Annotated in this window: 12 protein-coding genes; 6 read left to right on the top strand and 6 right to left on the bottom strand. The window is 56.4% G+C overall.

The window, feature by feature from the left end; genetic code table 11:
- Position 1 precedes the first annotated feature (1 nt).
- From ACOTX1_RS08905 to ACOTX1_RS08895, 3 genes are read right to left on the bottom strand one after another with little or no spacing between them, the layout of a single operon-like run.
- Positions 2 to 2176: a virulence factor SrfC family protein gene (locus ACOTX1_RS08905; RefSeq protein ID WP_023314211.1), complete on the bottom strand. Its 2175-nt coding sequence runs from the start codon at positions 2174 to 2176 to the stop codon at positions 2 to 4.
- The gene (locus ACOTX1_RS08900) at positions 2173 to 5154 is read right to left on the bottom strand and encodes a virulence factor SrfB (RefSeq protein ID WP_023314210.1); all 2982 of its coding nucleotides are present in this window, start codon (positions 5152 to 5154) and stop codon (positions 2173 to 2175) included. The genes ACOTX1_RS08905 and ACOTX1_RS08900 overlap by 4 nt, the downstream gene beginning before the upstream one ends.
- A 4-nt stretch (positions 5155 to 5158) precedes the next feature.
- Positions 5159 to 6496 carry an SrfA family protein gene (locus ACOTX1_RS08895; RefSeq protein WP_023314209.1) on the bottom strand — a complete coding sequence of 446 codons (1338 nt, stop codon included), beginning with the start codon at positions 6494 to 6496 and terminating at the stop codon, positions 5159 to 5161.
- 282 nt (positions 6497 to 6778) lie between these two features.
- Between ACOTX1_RS08895 and ACOTX1_RS08890 the strand changes: the two genes are divergently transcribed.
- Together ACOTX1_RS08890 and ACOTX1_RS08885 are read left to right on the top strand one after the other, a co-directional pair.
- Positions 6779 to 8377, top strand: a complete 1599-nt coding sequence (locus tag ACOTX1_RS08890) for an ABC transporter substrate-binding protein (protein ID WP_003856968.1) — start codon at positions 6779 to 6781, stop codon at positions 8375 to 8377.
- 74 nt (positions 8378 to 8451) lie between these two features.
- Positions 8452 to 8685, top strand: coding sequence for a YdcY family protein (locus tag ACOTX1_RS08885; RefSeq protein WP_023314208.1), 234 nt, complete (start codon positions 8452 to 8454; stop codon positions 8683 to 8685).
- Between the two features lie 3 nt (positions 8686 to 8688).
- On the opposite strand, the gene ACOTX1_RS08880 is transcribed toward ACOTX1_RS08885, so the two are convergent.
- Positions 8689 to 9138 carry a DMT family transporter gene (locus ACOTX1_RS08880; RefSeq protein WP_023314207.1) on the bottom strand — a complete coding sequence of 150 codons (450 nt, stop codon included), beginning with the start codon at positions 9136 to 9138 and terminating at the stop codon, positions 8689 to 8691.
- The gene (locus tag ACOTX1_RS08875; protein ID WP_003856975.1) at positions 9135 to 9653 is read right to left on the bottom strand and encodes a GNAT family N-acetyltransferase; all 519 of its coding nucleotides are present in this window, start codon (positions 9651 to 9653) and stop codon (positions 9135 to 9137) included. Before ACOTX1_RS08875 ends, ACOTX1_RS08880 begins: the two co-directional genes overlap by 4 nt.
- Positions 9654 to 9801: 148 nt before the next feature.
- On the opposite strand from ACOTX1_RS08875, the gene ACOTX1_RS08870 reads away from it, so the two are divergent.
- The 3 genes from ACOTX1_RS08870 to ACOTX1_RS08860 all read left to right on the top strand — a co-directional run bounded on the left by ACOTX1_RS08870 (position 9802) and on the right by ACOTX1_RS08860 (position 12406).
- A complete protein-coding gene (locus ACOTX1_RS08870) occupies positions 9802 to 10377 on the top strand; it encodes a helix-turn-helix domain-containing protein (protein ID WP_032634175.1) in 576 nt (191 codons plus the stop codon).
- Between the two features lie 66 nt (positions 10378 to 10443).
- Positions 10444 to 11478, top strand: a complete 1035-nt coding sequence (locus tag ACOTX1_RS08865; RefSeq protein WP_023314205.1) for an NADP-dependent oxidoreductase — start codon at positions 10444 to 10446, stop codon at positions 11476 to 11478.
- A gap of 259 nt (positions 11479 to 11737) precedes the next feature.
- On the top strand, positions 11738 to 12406 hold the full coding sequence (locus ACOTX1_RS08860) for a GntR family transcriptional regulator (RefSeq protein ID WP_003856981.1): 669 nt from the start codon (positions 11738 to 11740) through the stop codon (positions 12404 to 12406).
- A gap of 123 nt (positions 12407 to 12529) precedes the next feature.
- On the opposite strand, the gene pqqU is transcribed toward ACOTX1_RS08860, so the two are convergent.
- On the bottom strand, positions 12530 to 14647 hold the full coding sequence (gene pqqU, locus ACOTX1_RS08855; protein WP_023314203.1) for a TonB-dependent receptor PqqU: 2118 nt from the start codon (positions 14645 to 14647) through the stop codon (positions 12530 to 12532).
- Positions 14648 to 14893: 246 nt separating this feature from the next.
- On the opposite strand from pqqU, the gene ACOTX1_RS08850 reads away from it, so the two are divergent.
- Entirely contained in the window at positions 14894 to 15955 is a 1062-nt protein-coding gene (locus ACOTX1_RS08850; RefSeq protein ID WP_023314202.1) for a YncE family protein, read from the top strand.
- The last annotated feature ends 12 nt before the right edge of the window (positions 15956 to 15967 follow it).

The raw sequence follows: 15967 nt of genomic DNA, 5'->3' as shown, positions 1-15967 counted from the left end.
ATTAAGACAGCAAGGCAGACAAGGCTTTCCGTGCCGCAGGCTGAACGTCATACGGACACTGATAATCCACGTTCTCAATCGCGCGGGTGTAGAGCGCAACCAACCAGTCATAAACATAGGCTGTCGCCGCATGGACAGGCTGCTCGCCAAGTCGGGTAAGACGGGGTGAGGCGCTGCTCACAACGGGCGTCACAAAAATTGGCTCACCTTTGCGGATCCGGCTTGCAGGCCGTTCAGAGACGGGTGTCAGTTCATAGCCAAGCCAGCTAATGAAATTGCCTGTCGCGGCATGCAGCTGCGCGGCGCTGCTTTTATCTTTTTCTGCAATGCGTTGCAGTTGCAGCGGCAGATCCAGCCGATAGCTGGTAACGATCAGCACATCCGCAATCTGCTGTAATACCTCTGCGTCCAGGCCCAGACGGGCAGCCGCCGCGTCGTTGCGACTCCACTGACGAAGATGGTTAACCCACACGTTATGGGCCAGCCGCGCTTTGTCTTTGGTCTGCAACGCGCCTGGATTTTCCTGCGTCTCTTCCGCAAACAGATCGATAACATCGTTAAACAGGCCGTTGACCTGTTCCTCACGAGGCTGGTGGACGGTCAGCAGCGTCTCAAACGCGTTTAACGGCGGCAGAAGCCCCTCAAGCAGTTCACCATGACGAGCGGCACTGCCTTGTAGCGTTCGGACCATTTTTTCGGCCATTGCCCGCCCTGCGCCTGGCTCCTGAGTGAGAGGCGCGACATATGGCCGCATCAGCGTCGACAGCGACTCTTGTAACAGCTTTTTCAGCGCGCGGAGACGCTTCTGGCGCTGTGCCGGCAGGGTAGCCTGCGACAGCCACTCAATCACTCGCTGCATGCTGTGGCTATCGAGCGCCTGAAGCGTGCCCCAGCGCAGACCCGGCTGGCCCAGCAATTGCTGCACCGCTTCGTCCAGATTCTGCTTTGTGGTAAACCGCGCATCATGAGGGGTAATGGCCCAGACCAGCCCCGGCAACGCGGATTCTTCAACCGGCTGCGTCTCTTTGACCCAGTTTTGCAGGAGCCTTGCCGTTTTCGCGGTCTGCTGGTGGTGCGCCGTTGCATTGCAGATAACCAGGACATCCGGCTGAATGTGCTGTCGATAATGCTCCAGCAACCACAGGCATTTTGCCTGCATCATCAGCGGCGTGTTTTCCTCAGGAATGGCCGGAATATCAATGACGTCAACGGTATCCAGCACGCAGTTCTCAACGGGCAGCACCACTTCGCGGGTCAGAGATGCCAGTACATCAACGGGCAGGCTAATGGCGTTAAGCAGCTCGCCGTTTTTTATCGGATGAAGCAGTGTTTCCTGTGCTTCCGGCACGGTAAACGCCCCGTGAGTAAGAAAGCCTTCGCAGGGTAGACCAAAGCTGTCCACCAGCAGACTCAACGGCGCCGCAAGCGCGCTGGCATGGCTGGTTTGATGCAGCACCTGGGCGAATTTAAGCCACTGCTGGGTTAACTCCTGCTGCTCACCCCACAGCAGAGACCAGACGCTGGCGCGGGTGCTGAGATCAAGCGACGGAACCAGCAGAGCAAACTGGTGCCACAGGGCATCATCAATATGCTGCTTAGCGCCGGGTACTACGCTTTGCCAGAACCGGGCAATGGTCGCGACTTCCCGCGCCGTCATTCCCGGCACGCTCTGCGGTTGACGCAGCGCCCGCCACTTCTCAAGCCGGGCTTCAATCACCGATTTATCCACCGCGCGGATCTGCGGATCCAGCGTGGTGCGCGCGATAAACAGCTGCACCAGCTCGGCCTCCGTTACCAGGCGCAGGCGCAGGGGAAACGCGTCGTCTGCGACCTCGCGGGACGCTCTGCTGAAACGCACGGCCATGTTGGTCGGTGCATGCCCGGGGTTAATATGCGAGAAGTAATCAAACGTGCGTTGACCCGGCGTTACGTTCAGCCGTTCGTCCCCGCTGCCGCACAGGGCAGCCAGCAGGTGCGCTTTCGCGGCCTGCGAATGGCCATATAGGCCGATACTGCCCTGGCTGACAAGGGCGCGATCGAGCGCCTCTTCACGCGCGCTTAGTGCGTTAAGGCGGGCAAGCAGGGCGTCGGCTTCGTTATCCAGCATCGGGGCGTGCTGTCGCGTCTCGTTGATCCACCCGATTAAGGCCTGAGTGGTGGCAGTCGTCGCAGTCATTTGAGGTATACGCTCCCGCTGTCGATCCAGTAGTGGCTGCCGCTGTGTCGGCGATCGGCCAGAGTATTAAGTTTAAAGGTCAGGGCATCCGGCGGCACTGGCGTGCCGTCCTGTAGCCAGGCATCACTCAGCTCGAAAGATTCCGGACCTTCCTGTTTAGTGCCGCCACGCAGCTTCAGGCGCACGTTCAGTACGCCGTCGCCCGCAATGGCTTTCGCCAGCTCGGCAGAGTTGATGCTCAGGGTATAGAGCGGCGTCGCGGGCCAGCGGGCATTGGCCAGCTGCCGGAAGCCGAGCGTAACGTTGCCGCGCAGCGGGAAGTGCAGACGGGCGTCCAGTTTCGCGCCGGGTTTATCGAGGTCGATATCGTGATACCAGACGTTCTCGTCCCGCAGGGTATTGATCGTGTTATCCAGCACGCCCAGATAGCGCACCGTAGAGTACGCGCCGATATCCGCTGCTTTAAAGTTAAAGCGCGGCAGACGAAGATCCAGCGCCAGGCTACAGAGCATCGCTCCCACCGCAGCGGTGGATTTCGGGTTGCCGATCCGTCCCTGCTGGCTGAACGGATACCATTCATGAACCTGATATTTATCCAGCCAGACGATGCGGTTGACGGGCACCGGTTGCAGGTGGCGAATCAGGGCCTGAACGCCCGGCAGACAGCCCGGCCGTCCCGTGATCAGCAGGATATCGCAGCTGTAGTGAGAGATCGCCTCACATACCGCATGAAGCGGGGCGGCAAGCGTGAACTGACCCGCCAGCATGGCGTCCCGCATCTCCCGAAAGCTGACGTGCAGCGGTACGCTGAACAGATCGAAGTGTTCTGAGCCGGCAGGCAACGCATGGTCAATCGCCTGCTGGAGATAATTCATCACGTTGCGCGTCGGTTTTTGCGTAAGCAGGTCGCCAAAGGTGGCATGCAGCCCGGCCAGCGGATCGTCAACATCGCTCGATTCCCACGCCGCCAGGATCGCGTGACCTATCGGCATAAAAAGCTGAAGCGCCGTCTGCTGGCGCAGGACCGCCTGGGTATCGATCCGCCCGGAATCACCGAACAGGGATGCCATCAGTTGGGAGGCATCGGCTATGCCGGATTTCTGAAGCTGGGTTTGCAGCGCGGGCAGAACGTAGCGCTGGATCACGTCCAGCAGCGTATCATCGCCAGCGACCTTGAACCCTTCGCGGAACAGCAGCTGCGGGGTGATTTTGACGTTATTTCCGGAACCATCATCTAACTGATAGTGCGTGATAGCCATATCCGTCGTGCCGCCGCCGATATCAATCGAGGCCACGCGCAGCGCACGCCCCGGCTGGACGCCAGGCTCAGGCGCGCGATCCGGTCGGGCGAGGGAGGCGAAAAAGGCCTCGGTCTGACCACCGAAATGGGAAATGGCTTCGTTATACAGCCACACCAGCTGGCCGCAGCTGGCCTCGTCCCACTCCATCTGGATCTCAGGGACCGGCACCACGCTTTTTTCCTGCTGCTTGCGGCTGGCAAAATCTTCATCCTGCGGGTGCCAGCCCATCGCTTTCCAGACGATGGCGATGGCTTCGAACATGCGGCGACGGAAAATCTCGCGCTCCTGTTTCGGCATTGCCGAAGGCAGGGTGAGGATCAGCGTCCGCAGCTGGCGGGGAGAGGCCGGGAAGCCGAGCCGCAAGCGGGTGGCCACGCTGTTAATCTGGCCAAGCGCCTGAGCCAGCAGCTCGCAGAGCATGTGCGTCATCAGGGTGCTGCGGCTGTACTGCGGAGAGAACACCGGCAGACGCTCATCCTGCGGCAGCGTAAAGAGTGGTTCCCCGTCGTCGTTCATCAGGTTCATCAGCGGAAACGCAGTTGCCAGCGGTTCGCGCTGGGTTTTGCTGTTCATCTGGCTAAAGCGCCAGTCCTGCACCACCGGCGTCTCGTCCCACAGATAGCGACGCGGGCTGGAAATTCCACTGTTGCCTTCCGTGCCGAGACGCTGCATTGCCAGCTTACGCGCTTCATCACCCACGCGGACAATGGACGGCCAGACGAATGCATCCTCCCGGCCGCTTTCCACCGAGAAGTGCTGCTTGCCAAAACGCGCTTCGGAAAATTCAAGACGGCTGGTAAACAGCGGCTCATTCAGGAACTGTGGCTCACTCAGAGATCGTACCTGAAGTTCAGCCGTCTGGCGCAGGCCGTCGTTGGCATCACCATGATCTTCAATAATCACGCCGCAGGTGTGGGTGTTGCCTACGTCAAGGATCAGATCGACAGGAATAGCAGGGGTGCTCAGGGTATGGGTGACAAACTTCACTTCCGGCACGGTGAGTTGTTCCCCGAGCATGGAGAGCAGGTTGAGCCAGTGTGCCTGATATTCAAAGCTGCGCATGGCCTGATGCAGCTCCCGCTCGGAGCGTTTTTCAACCCCGTCGGCAAACTGCGTAAAGGCTTCGCGCAGCCAGCCGTCAATCCAGGTCTGGTCAAGGAAACTCTCAACCTCACTGTCGCGCCAGGCGAGCGCGAAACGCGTGCCGTTAAGGATATCGTTTTCAACCGGCGACAGGGCAGACGTTGCATGCTCTGCAATCTGGCTGTCGAGCGCGACGGTGACCCGGTGCGTATTGCCAGCCGCGTCGGGAATGGAAAGCTTTCGTACCTGGACGCGCGCCCAGTTATCCGGACCATCAACAAACGTCCGCGGCGGGTTAAAGCGCAGGAAAGGGAGCGGCAGCCAGACGCCGTCCAGCACGTTCAGGGAGTTATGCAGTGGAATGGTGCTTTCAGGCTTGACCACTTCCGGCTGCCCGCCATCGGTGGCAGGCAGCGTGTACCGGCCGTTAACCAGATCAAAATCCAGGCGCAACAGCGGGCCATTTGCCGTTTTACGCACGAAACGCCCGTTGCTGGCGGTGTCCTGCGGAGTCAGGCCAAAATCGAGAAACTGCACGCCGCTGTTAGCAATCAGCGTCACGCTCTGTTTATAGTCGCAAAGATTAACCAGCATAGGATCAGACACCTGCTTTCTTGAACGTCAGAGGAACGATGGTGTTGGCATCGTAACGTGCGGTGCATTCCGCCACGTCGCTGGCACCTGCCTTACAGGTCACTTCCGGCATCGGATAGCGTGAACCGTCGGTGCAACGAGCGTTTCCGCGCGTTTTGATCAACAGCTCGCCGTTGCTGTGTAATCCGGAAAAGACGTCTACCCGGCAGACAATGTTGTCGCCATGCACAACCCGGGCGAAACCTTTATTGTTCTGAATCTGGTAGCGCAGCGACGGCGGTTTGCCGGTGAGCGGATCCTGCACATCGAGAAACGCGCGCCAGGTGCCATTCAGGAAGCGCGTTAACCCCGCTTTGACCTGGTTTGCCTCCATCACCATCGCATCTTTCGGTATCGCGGTAATGACCACTGGTTCGGCTGCCGGTGCAGGCGTTTTCACCTTCGGCTCTACCACTTCGGCCTGGTGCAGCGGGAGTTTCAGCTCAAGCGGCTCGACCGTCTTTACGGGGGCCGGAGCAATGGCGACAGGCACTGGCGCTGGTGTGGCAACAGGCGCTGCGGTCGGGGCCTGTTTTGGCCAAAGCAGCGGGGTGGCAATGGCCGCAATAATGACGGCGGCAACCGGCAGCAACCACAGGGGGGAGCGACGTTTTTTCTGCATGGCCGCCGGTGCGGGCTCTGGCGGCGCGGCGTTCATGCGCACCGGCTCTGGCGTATACAGTTCATCTTCGGTGATACGGACGGAAGCCACAGGCGTGATAAGCGGCGCGTCGGCCTGCTCAAAGGTCACTACCGGGGCCGGTTCTTGCTCCTGTTCAGGTTCAGGCTCGTTAATCACCACTGGCTCAGGTTCAGAGACCAACGATCCGCGCAGGCAGTCCAGCACGTCGTCGCGCGCGTTCTCGTTAAGATTGACGAAACCCCAGAAGCAGATCACCGGTTTGCCATCCACCAGGAAAACAAAGTTTTCACCGGGAAACTGAAAGGCTTTTGAGAGCAGAGAGCCAAACAGTTGCTGCGCCGTTTTCGGTGACTGAAGGCATTTTTTACTCAGCGACTCCACGCTGGCGAGCGTGTTTTCCAGATAGCGTAGGGCGCGATGACGATCATCTTCATCCGCCGCCTTCCAGCTGGAGACGGTTCCCTCAACCGGGGAGTACCAGTCAACGCGATCGCCGCCGTCGTAGACCTGGGGGATGGCCAGACAATCGACGATAGCCTGTTGTTTGCGCAACCGAAGCGCTTCGCGGATTTGCAGCGCTGATTCAAAAACGGCCTGTCCGCCGCCACCAACGGCCTGAAAATCATCCAGATTACCGCTGCGTAAAAGTGTTTTTGCCACGATTTGGTCCTGTAGACTTCTTCACGCCATTACTTTAACGAAACAGCTAAGCAAGCAAACGGCGGAGGAGACGATAAAAGGGACGATTTCTTGCGGCATTGATCGTGATGGTTGTGCTTGACGAATAATGAACCTTAAGGCAAATCGGTTTCTGCGGGGTGATGCTAAAACCAGCGAAATGTACGGCTTTAGAATAACCTGATAGTGATTCGTTATTTGTCAGGCCAATACGTCTGTGCTGTTATTACTGTTCACTATAATAAAACCGAAAGGGTAATAACCATGTCTACAGGGAAAACCGTGCTCGCCCTCGCGCTGAGCGCGCTGCTACCGGCAAGCGCCGCATGGGCGGCAAATAAAGACACCATTATCTACTGCTCCGAGGCGTCGCCGGAGTCGTTTAACCCGCAGATCGCCAGCTCTGGACCTTCGTTTGTCGCCAGCTCGCAAACGCTGTATAACCGTCTGATTAACTTCGACCCGGTAAAAAACACGCCGGTGCCTTCTCTGGCCGAGTCGTGGACCATTTCGCCAGACGGCAAAACATACACGTTTACCCTGCGTAAAGGGGTAAAATTCAACAGCAATAAATACTTCAAACCTACCCGTGATTTTAACGCTGATGACGTTATTTTCTCCGTTATGCGTCAGAAAGACCCTAAGCATCCCTATCACAATGTTTCCCAGGGTAATTACGAATACTTTAATGACGTGGGCCTCGACAAGCTCATTCAGGATGTGAAAAAGATCGACGATTATCACGTCCAGTTCACGCTGAGCGAACCCAACGCGGCGTTCCTGGCCGACTGGGGAATGGACTTCGCCTCGATCCTCTCTGCCGAGTACGCGGACGCGATGCTGAAAAAGGGGACACCTGAAAATGTGGACACCTGGCCAATCGGCACCGGCCCGTATGTGCTTCAGCAGTACAAGGTGGATTCGCTGATCCGCTACGTCGCCAATCCGAACTACTGGGACGGTGAGGTGCCGACCAAACACCTGATCTTCTCCATCACGCCAAACGTTGAGACGCGTCTGGCGAAGCTGCAAACGAACGAGTGTCAGATCATTCCTGCGCCGTCGCCGGTGCAGTTTGAAGCGATCAAGAAAAACAAAGACCTGACCCTGCACTCGGTGGATGCGCTGAACGTGGGGTACCTGGCGTTCAACACGGAGAAAAAACCGTTTGATAACGTGCTGGTGCGCCAGGCTCTGAATTACGCGACGGACAAAAAGGCCATTGTGAACGCGGTCTTTATGGGGTCTGGTACGGTCGCTAAATCGCCGATCCCGCCGAACATGCTCGGCTTTAATAAAGACCTGAAGGATTACGGCTACGATCCGGAAAAAGCGAAAGCGCTGCTGAAGCAGGCGGGTCTGGAAAAGGGCGCGGAAGTGACCCTCTGGTCCATGCCGGTTCAGCGTCCGTACAACCCGAACTCGCGACGCATTGCGGAGATGATCCAGGCTGACTGGGCGAAAGTGGGTGTGAAGGCGAAAATCGTCTCTTACGAGTGGGGTGAGTACCTTTCCGGCATGCGTAAAGGCGAGCATGATTCCGCGCTGTTCGGCTGGATGTCTGATAACGGCGATCCGGACAACTTCGCCGATGTGCTGCTGGGTTGTAACAGCATCAAAACCGGATCTAACGCCGCGCGCTGGTGTGATAAGGGGTATGATGAGCTGGTGCAAAAGGCCAAACTGACCAGCAACCCGGACGAACGTGCGAAGCTGTATGGACAGGCACAGGAGATTTTCTATCAGCAGGCACCGTGGATTGCGTTAGCTAACGGCAAAACGTTCTACGCGACCCGCAGCAACGTGACCGGGTACAGCGTGAGTCTGATGGGCAGTGACTTCTCGAAAGCGAAGCTGAACTGATCGTATTCTTGCCGGGTAGCGGCTATGCCTTACCCGGCCTACAGTTAGCACCCGGCATGTGATAAGGAGTGACAATGTCACATTTAAACAAAGTTATCGCCCGCGTCGATGCCACCATCGAAGAGAGCGTGATTACCCACATGAACGAACTGCTGATCGAATTAAGCGATGATGCAGAGCTCAGCCGTGAAGATCGTTATATCCAGCAGCAGCGCCTGCGTACCGCGATTGCGCATCATGGCAAGCAACATAAAGAAGAGGCGGAGGCACGCCATGCCCACCTCACGCAGGGTGGGACTATCCTGTAAGGGTTAAAACTGGCGCCGTGCCACCAGCCAGGCGCCAACCACCAGCATCACTGCGCCGCAGACCGGGCCAACCAGCGCGCGCAGGGGAACGCCGTTGCTCTTGAGGATGTCCATCACCAGACCGCCAATCAGCTGGCTTGCCACCAGTACGGCAATGGTCGTTGCCGCGCCCACATTCTGATATCCGCTAATACTGGCAAAGACAAAAAAAGACCCCAGCAGGCCGGGGATCAACGTCCACCAGCGCACCGTTGACGCCAGTTCGTTAAACCCCGCCAGGCCATTTTTCACCAGCAACATGCTGACAAACAACACAATCCCCACCAGCGAGTTCAGCAGCATGGCGATAAGAATGGTGGAAGAGGATTGCGTAATGCGCACCATAAGGGTGTTTTGTACCACCAGCCCAATCCCGGCGGCCACCAGAAATGCTAACGTCAACGATTGATTCATGGCAGAGCATCCGGATCGCTGCGCTCATCGAGCTGGAGTTGCATAAAGGTTAAATCCAGCCAGCGACCGAATTTGGTTCCTACCTGCGGCATATTTCCGGTGGTAATAAAGCCCAGGGTTTCATGCAGATGAATCGACGCCTGGTTCTGCGCCTCAATACCGGCAACCATCACATGTTTACCTATCTGGCGGGCTTCCTTAATTAATTCCGTCATTAGCAGTCGACCAATGCCTTTGCCCTGATGATCGGGATGAACGTAAACCGAGTGCTCCACCGTATGGCGAAAACCGTCGAACGCTCGCCAGTCGCCAAATGAGGCGTATCCCGTCACTACACCTTCTTCTTCACTGACCAGCACCGGATAACCCAACAGCGTGCGCGCCTCAAACCATGCAATACGGTTATCGGTATCGACAGTTGTATCGTTCCATATTGCGGCGGTGTGCAGCACCGCATGGTTATAAATTTCACCGATAGCGGCACAATCTTCTTTGCAGGCATGACGAACAATCATGGTTAACCTCTGGCTGTGTTGTTCACTATAGTAGTATGATTATCTCACAATATTACACAGTTCATGTATTCCATCGCTACGACAAAATCCCTGTTTTTTTGTCACAAAACTCCCCCGAAAAACCATCCGTACACTATAGTATGACGTCATGAATACAATGACAGACAATATGAATCAACGCATTAGCGCCCGCATACGCCTTGAACGCGAGTCGCGTGGCTGGTCATTAAGCGAACTAGGCGAACGGGCAGGTATCTCACGCGCCATGATCCATAAGATTGAACGGGGTGACAGTAGCCCAACGGCGACGCTGCTTGCGCGGTTATCCGGTGCCTTCGGTATTAGCATGTCTACGCTCATTGCGCGCGCGGAAATGCAGGAGGGCAAACTGTTACGTCTGGCGAACCAGCCCGTCTGGCGCGATCCGCAAACCCACTATTTGCGTCGCCATGTGTCGCCGCGCACCGATATGCCTATCGACCTCGTCCAGGTGGAGCTACCCGCAGGCAGCGATGTGCCGATGCCCGCTTCCTCTTACGCGCTGGCGCGACAGCTGATTTGGTTGCAGGCAGGTGAACTGGTCTTTCTGGAGGGGGATACCCGCCATGAAATGAAGGCCGGAGATTGTCTGGAACTCGGGCCGCCGAACGACTGCCGGTTTATCAACGAAACGGATGAATCGTGCCTCTATCTGGTCGTGCGGCTTAATCAGTCCGGCTCATAATGCAAAGGCGATCCGCAGGATAACGTGCCAGACTTGAATGACATTTTCAGCAGTAAGGAGCGAAGAATGAATCAATCAACTACGCAAAACCGTCGCTGGGTACTGGCTTCCCGTCCACACGGCGCGCCGGTTGCCGAAAATTTCCGCCTGGAAGAGCAGCCGATCCCCACGCCCGCAGAGGGACAGGTGTTATTACGCACCGTATGGCTCTCGCTTGATCCGTACATGCGGGGCCGTATGAGCGATGCGCCATCCTATTCACCTCCTGTAGAGATTGGCGCGGTGATGGTGGGCGGCACGGTAAGCCGCGTCGAGACCTCCCGCCATCCGGATTATAAAGAGGGTGAATGGGTGCTGGGTTACAGCGGCTGGCAGGAGTATGAACTGTCCGACGGGCAGGGGCTGGTGAAGCTGGGTGAAAAACCGTCGCATCCTTCATGGGCACTCGGCGTGCTCGGGATGCCGGGCTTCACCGCGTATATGGGGCTGCTCGATATCGGCCAGCCTCAGGCAGGGGAAAACCTCGTCGTGGCGGCGGCCACGGGGCCGGTTGGCGCAACGGTGGGACAGATCGGAAAAATCAAAGGGTGCCGGGTCATCGGCGTGGCTGGCGGGGAGGAGAAATGCCGTCATGCGGTCGACGTGCTCGGTTTCGACGCCTGTCTGGATCACCATGCGGAAGATTTTTCTGAACAGCTGGCGAAAGCCTGCCCGCAGGGCATTGACGTGTATTATGAAAACGTCGGCGGTAAAGTCTTTGACGCCGTGCTGCCGCTCCTGAATACCTCCGCGCGCGTACCGGTTTGCGGACTGGTCAGCGGCTACAACGCGACCAACCTGCCGGAGGGGCCGGATCGCTTGCCGCTGCTGATGGGGACCATCCTCAAAAAACGCATCCGCATGCAGGGCTTTATCATCGCTCAGGACTATGGTCATCGTATCGACGAGTTCCAGCAGGAAATGGGACGCTGGGTGCAGGAAGGCAAAATTCACTATCGCGAGCAGGTCACCGAAGGGCTGGACGCGGCGCCAGAGGCGCTGATTGGGCTGCTGGAAGGGAAAAACTTCGGCAAGGTCGTGATCCGCGTGGCGGCAGACTAAACAGAGCATCAGTTATGGCGGGCAAAGTCCGCCATAATTATTTGTGAAGATACGATATATTGTCTTTAATTAATCCATAAGCATTGCGCGCCATCGGCCCAGCTGAGCCAGAAGTGGTAAACGTAATAGTAATTGAACAATTTTTATTTTAACGCGCGCCCTTCATACCAGGCATGACGATACAGGATATATCAAACCGGCGATGTTTTTTTAAACAGTCGCTGAAAATGGCATTTTGTTTTGGCTACGGGAATTAAACATGCTTGATTTGGAAAATCTGGAAAAAGCACAAAGAATCAGTCTGACGATGCAAGTTGAGAACAGTTTAAAGGGAGCATTAATTACGGGCTCATTAAAACCTGGGGCTCGTCTCATCACGAAAGAGATTGCCGATAAATTAGGCACCAGCATCACACCAGTGCGCGAAGCCCTGCTGCGCCTGGTGTCGGCAGGCGCATTACAGGCCACGCCTGCTCAGGCGTTTTTGGTGCCAGAGGTTACGCTGGAGCGTTATAACGAAATTAACGCCATCCGAAAACAGCTTGAGCCAATGGCCGTTGCGGCGGCGTGTCAGAATATGACCGAGACCAAACTGGATGCATTACGCGCGCTGTCAGATAACTTCAGCACCGCCATGCATCAGGGCGACGTGCAGAAGGCGATCCATGCCAACCGCGTGTTCCGGTTTACGCTCTATCAGTATGCCGAAATGCCGACCCTGAACTCGCTGATTGAGCAGCTATGGGTACGGATTGGTCCGTGTATCAACTACCTGCACGAAGAGATGAAAGATATCCCTGCCACAACTTACCATTATGCCGATCTGCTTTCTGCGCTTGAGCAAAGGGACGTGACGGCCAGTCGGGAAGCGATCGACCGAGCCATTGATGAAGCCAATATCCTCCTGCAACGGCAATACTACAGTTAAGGATCGCACAGGCGCACTTATTTTTTTATTCGTTTTAAAGTTCCCTGAGTATATTCCCGGCGCTTAAGGCTACCGGGAATGATGTTATTTTTTTACCGGCAACGTGCGCTGCCGGAAAATGTTTTACTCAAAGCGATAAGAGACCGACAGGCCCACGCCATAGTTACGGCCAGGGGCGGGTTCGTAATAGCGATTGTAGCCGGCGTTTACAATCTCTGAACCGACGTACTCTTTATCGAACAGGTTATCGACGCGACCAAAGATGTCCATTCCCCATTTGCCGTAATTGAGTTTATACCCGGTATTCAGACCGACCACGGTATAAGAGGGCGCTTTGGCGGTATTGGTGTCGTTTGCCATCACGTCGCTCATGTAGCGGGCATCTGCCCCCGCGTACCAGCCTTCCTCAGGCTCCCAGCCAAACGACGCATACCCCATATTACGGGCAATCCCCGGCATTCGGTTGCCGCTACAATCTGCTTTATCGCAGACGTTGGTACGGTAGGTCGCATCGAGATAGGTCCAAGCCATTTTCAGCTTCCAGTTTTCGGCAAACTGCTGGTCGAGCGCAATTTCCACACCCTGACGGCGCGTTTTCCCCGCATTTTTGTAGGTAGTGCGACCATCTTTGTTTTCGTCCACTACGATCTCGTTGTCGGTATCCGTGCGGAACAGCGCCGCCGTCAGGATGCCATTGCCGATGCGGGTTTTGCTGCCAATCTCATAGGTGTTGTTGGTTGACGGTTGCAGGTTGATATTGAGGCCGCCTTTGCCATCAGAACGGTATGAGAGTTCGTTGATGGTAGGGGTCTCAAATCCCCGTCCCGCCGCGGCATACAGGTTCCAGGCGTCGGTCACGGCGTATTTCACCGCACCAGCCGGGAGCCATTTATGGTAGCTGGCGTCACCGCTGTCATCGCCGTTTTGAGGGGTAATGTAATGATCGTTGGAGTCAAACCAGACGGAGCTGTAACGCACGCCCGCCTCAACGGACAGCTTTTGCGTGAGCTGCCATTGGGTTTGCAGGTAGGGATCAAGGTTCCACATCAGGTTACGTTCGTCACGGCGTTTGTTACCCTTCACGCCAAAATCCGGCACGCCGTTGTTCATCACGAAGTTTTCATACCCGCGGCGATTTTCACTCATATTTTCGTAGTTCAGGCCGGTGGTAAACGTTACCGGCACCAGCAGCTCACCGCGGTGGGTCCAGCGGGTATCAATACCCTGATAGTGGCGCTGCATATCAATTACGCCACCCGAATGCGCAGGATTTTCAGTCTGCGCGGTATCCGGAATGGACTGGTACTGGGTCATTTCACGCTCACCGGCGTACATCATCACGCTGAGGTCGTCCTGTTCGCTCAACTGACGGTCGTAGCGGATCCCGGCCTGGGTCTGCTTAATGGTTTTACGCGTGTTGTACTGATCGCCACGGGGTGACTGGCGTGGGTTGTTCTGCCACTCCTGATAACTCAGTCCGCCCGGATCGTTGGCTTTCATGTCCACGCTGTTAAAAATCAGCGTTAGCTTGCTGACATCATCAATGCGTACGCCCAGTTTCGCATTGGCGAGGTTTTTCCGTGCGCCGCTGTGGTCGCGATAGCCATGGGTGGTGAAGCGGGTTGTGGATACCGCATAGTCCACATCCCCCGCCTGAGTCCCGTCGCCCACCGCACCGGTGGCCTTCATGCCGTAACGCCAGGTGCCGTAACTGCCGTAATAGCTGCTGGCTTCAATTGTGGCTGGCTGTTGTCCGGTCTGGGTGTTGATGTTGATTACGCCGCCGGAGGCATTGCCGTACAGGGCAGAGAAGGGGCCGCGCAGCACGTCGACGCTCTCAATGCTGTTGAGGTCTATGTTTGACGTCTGCCCCTGGCCGTCGGGCATGGTTGCCGGAATGCCGTCCACGTACATGCGGATCCCGCGTACGCCGAAGGTTGAACGCGCGCCGAATCCGCGAACGGAAAGTTGCAGATCCTGAGCATAGTTCTGGCGGTTCTGGATTTGCAGGCCAGGCACGCTCCCAAGGGATTCAGAAAGGTTGATGCGCGGTGTGGCATGTCGCATATCCTCGCCGCTCACCACGCTGACTGCGGCCGGGGTGTCCAGTTCGGAGACAGTTTGCGGCGTGGCGCTGACGATCAGGGTCTGTTCATCCGCGGCCATCGCACTCAGCGGGCCAAAAATGACGGGAGCGAACAGCAGGGGTAGTGATGCCTTGCGGGCAGTAATAATTTTCATGGAGTAAACCGGTTAAGAAAAATTCGAACCAAATCAACTGGAACCTGTGTATATATGTTAAATCCTTTGTAAATGTTATGAAAACTATAACCGCACATTTCGTGAATGTAAGGCTTTGAAGGAAAGAAATACTCCACATTCAATTGATTAATGATTACTATTCTCATTAAAATAACGGCAAAGCGATGACTTTGCCCACCGGAAGTGATGTCAGCGGTAAATCTCCTCATTTAAAAAGGAATTGTTATGTCTTTACGTCATCTGTGCTCGCCGCGCCTGCGTGGGTCTCTGTTGTTGGGCTCTTTACTGTTTGCCGGTACGTTCCAGGTTCATGCCGCTGAAGAGATGTTGCGCAAAGCGGTCGGCAAGGGCGCGTATGAAATGGCCGTCAGCCAGCAGGAAAACGCGCTGTGGGTTGCGACGTCACAAAGCCGCAAAACCGATAAGGGCGGCGTGGTTTATCGTCTGGATCCGGTCACGCTGGAAGTGACGCAGGTGATTCATAACGATCTCAAGCCGTTTGGCGCCACGATCGATAACGCCACCCAGACGCTGTGGTTCGGTAACACCGTCAACAGCGCCGTGACGGCGATTGACGCCAAAACGAGCGAGGTGAAAGGGCGCCTGGTGCTGGACGATCGCAAGCGTAGCGACACGGTGAAGCCGCTTCAGCCGCGCCAGCTGGTGGCCGATGACACGACCAATACGGTGTACATTACCGGCATCGGCAAGGAGAGTGTGATCTGGGTTGTTGATGGCGCAACGCTGAAGCTGAAGGACACTATCACGAACACCGGCACGTTCAGCACCGGACTGGCGCTGGATGCGAAGGCAAAACGCCTGTATACCACCAATGCGGACGGCGAGCTGGTGACCATTGATACGGCAACCAACAAAATCCTCAGCCGTAAAAAAGTGCAGGATGACGGAAAAGAGCACTTCTACCTGAACCTGAGCCTGGACACTGCCGGCCACCGTGCGTTCGTGACGGATTCAAAACAGCCAGAAGTGCTGGTGGTGAATCTGAAAGATGGCAGCGTGATGCAGAAAATCGCCGCGCCAGAATCGCTGGCCGTACTGTTTAACCCGGCGCGTAACGAAGCCTATGTGACGCACCGCGAGGCGGGCAAGGTGAGCGTGATCGACGCCAAAACTTACAAAGTGACCAAGACCTACGATACCCCGGTTTACCCGAACAGCCTGGCGCTGTCCGCGGACGGTAAAACGCTGTACGTAACGGTGAAACAGAAATCAACCCGTCAGCAGGAAGCGACCCAGCCTGACGATGTGATTCGTATCGCGCTCTGATGTGGGATTTGC

The organism is Enterobacter cloacae complex sp. IR5401, from assembly GCF_049238425.1.
In the GTDB taxonomy this organism is placed as follows: domain Bacteria; phylum Pseudomonadota; class Gammaproteobacteria; order Enterobacterales; family Enterobacteriaceae; genus Enterobacter; species Enterobacter hormaechei_C.
This window is presented reverse-complemented; position numbering and strand designations above follow the sequence as displayed.

What these genes read in the sequence shown, in the direction of transcription:
- ACOTX1_RS08885 (WP_023314208.1), top strand. Translation starts at nt 8,452, where the DNA reads ATGTCACATTTAAACAAAGTTATCGCCCGCGTCGATGCCACCATCGAA.
- ACOTX1_RS08875 (WP_003856975.1), bottom strand. Translation starts at nt 9,653, where the DNA reads ATGATTGTTCGTCATGCCTGCAAAGAAGATTGTGCCGCTATCGGTGAA.
- ACOTX1_RS08905 (WP_023314211.1), bottom strand. Translation starts at nt 2,176, where the DNA reads ATGACTGCGACGACTGCCACCACTCAGGCCTTAATCGGGTGGATCAAC.
- pqqU (WP_023314203.1), bottom strand. Translation starts at nt 14,647, where the DNA reads ATGAAAATTATTACTGCCCGCAAGGCATCACTACCCCTGCTGTTCGCT.
- ACOTX1_RS08850 (WP_023314202.1), top strand. Translation starts at nt 14,894, where the DNA reads ATGTCTTTACGTCATCTGTGCTCGCCGCGCCTGCGTGGGTCTCTGTTG.
- ACOTX1_RS08900 (WP_023314210.1), bottom strand. Translation starts at nt 5,154, where the DNA reads ATGCTGGTTAATCTTTGCGACTATAAACAGAGCGTGACGCTGATTGCT.
- ACOTX1_RS08860 (WP_003856981.1), top strand. Translation starts at nt 11,738, where the DNA reads ATGCTTGATTTGGAAAATCTGGAAAAAGCACAAAGAATCAGTCTGACG.
- ACOTX1_RS08880 (WP_023314207.1), bottom strand. Translation starts at nt 9,138, where the DNA reads ATGAATCAATCGTTGACGTTAGCATTTCTGGTGGCCGCCGGGATTGGG.
- ACOTX1_RS08870 (WP_032634175.1), top strand. Translation starts at nt 9,802, where the DNA reads ATGAATACAATGACAGACAATATGAATCAACGCATTAGCGCCCGCATA.
- ACOTX1_RS08865 (WP_023314205.1), top strand. Translation starts at nt 10,444, where the DNA reads ATGAATCAATCAACTACGCAAAACCGTCGCTGGGTACTGGCTTCCCGT.
- ACOTX1_RS08890 (WP_003856968.1), top strand. Translation starts at nt 6,779, where the DNA reads ATGTCTACAGGGAAAACCGTGCTCGCCCTCGCGCTGAGCGCGCTGCTA.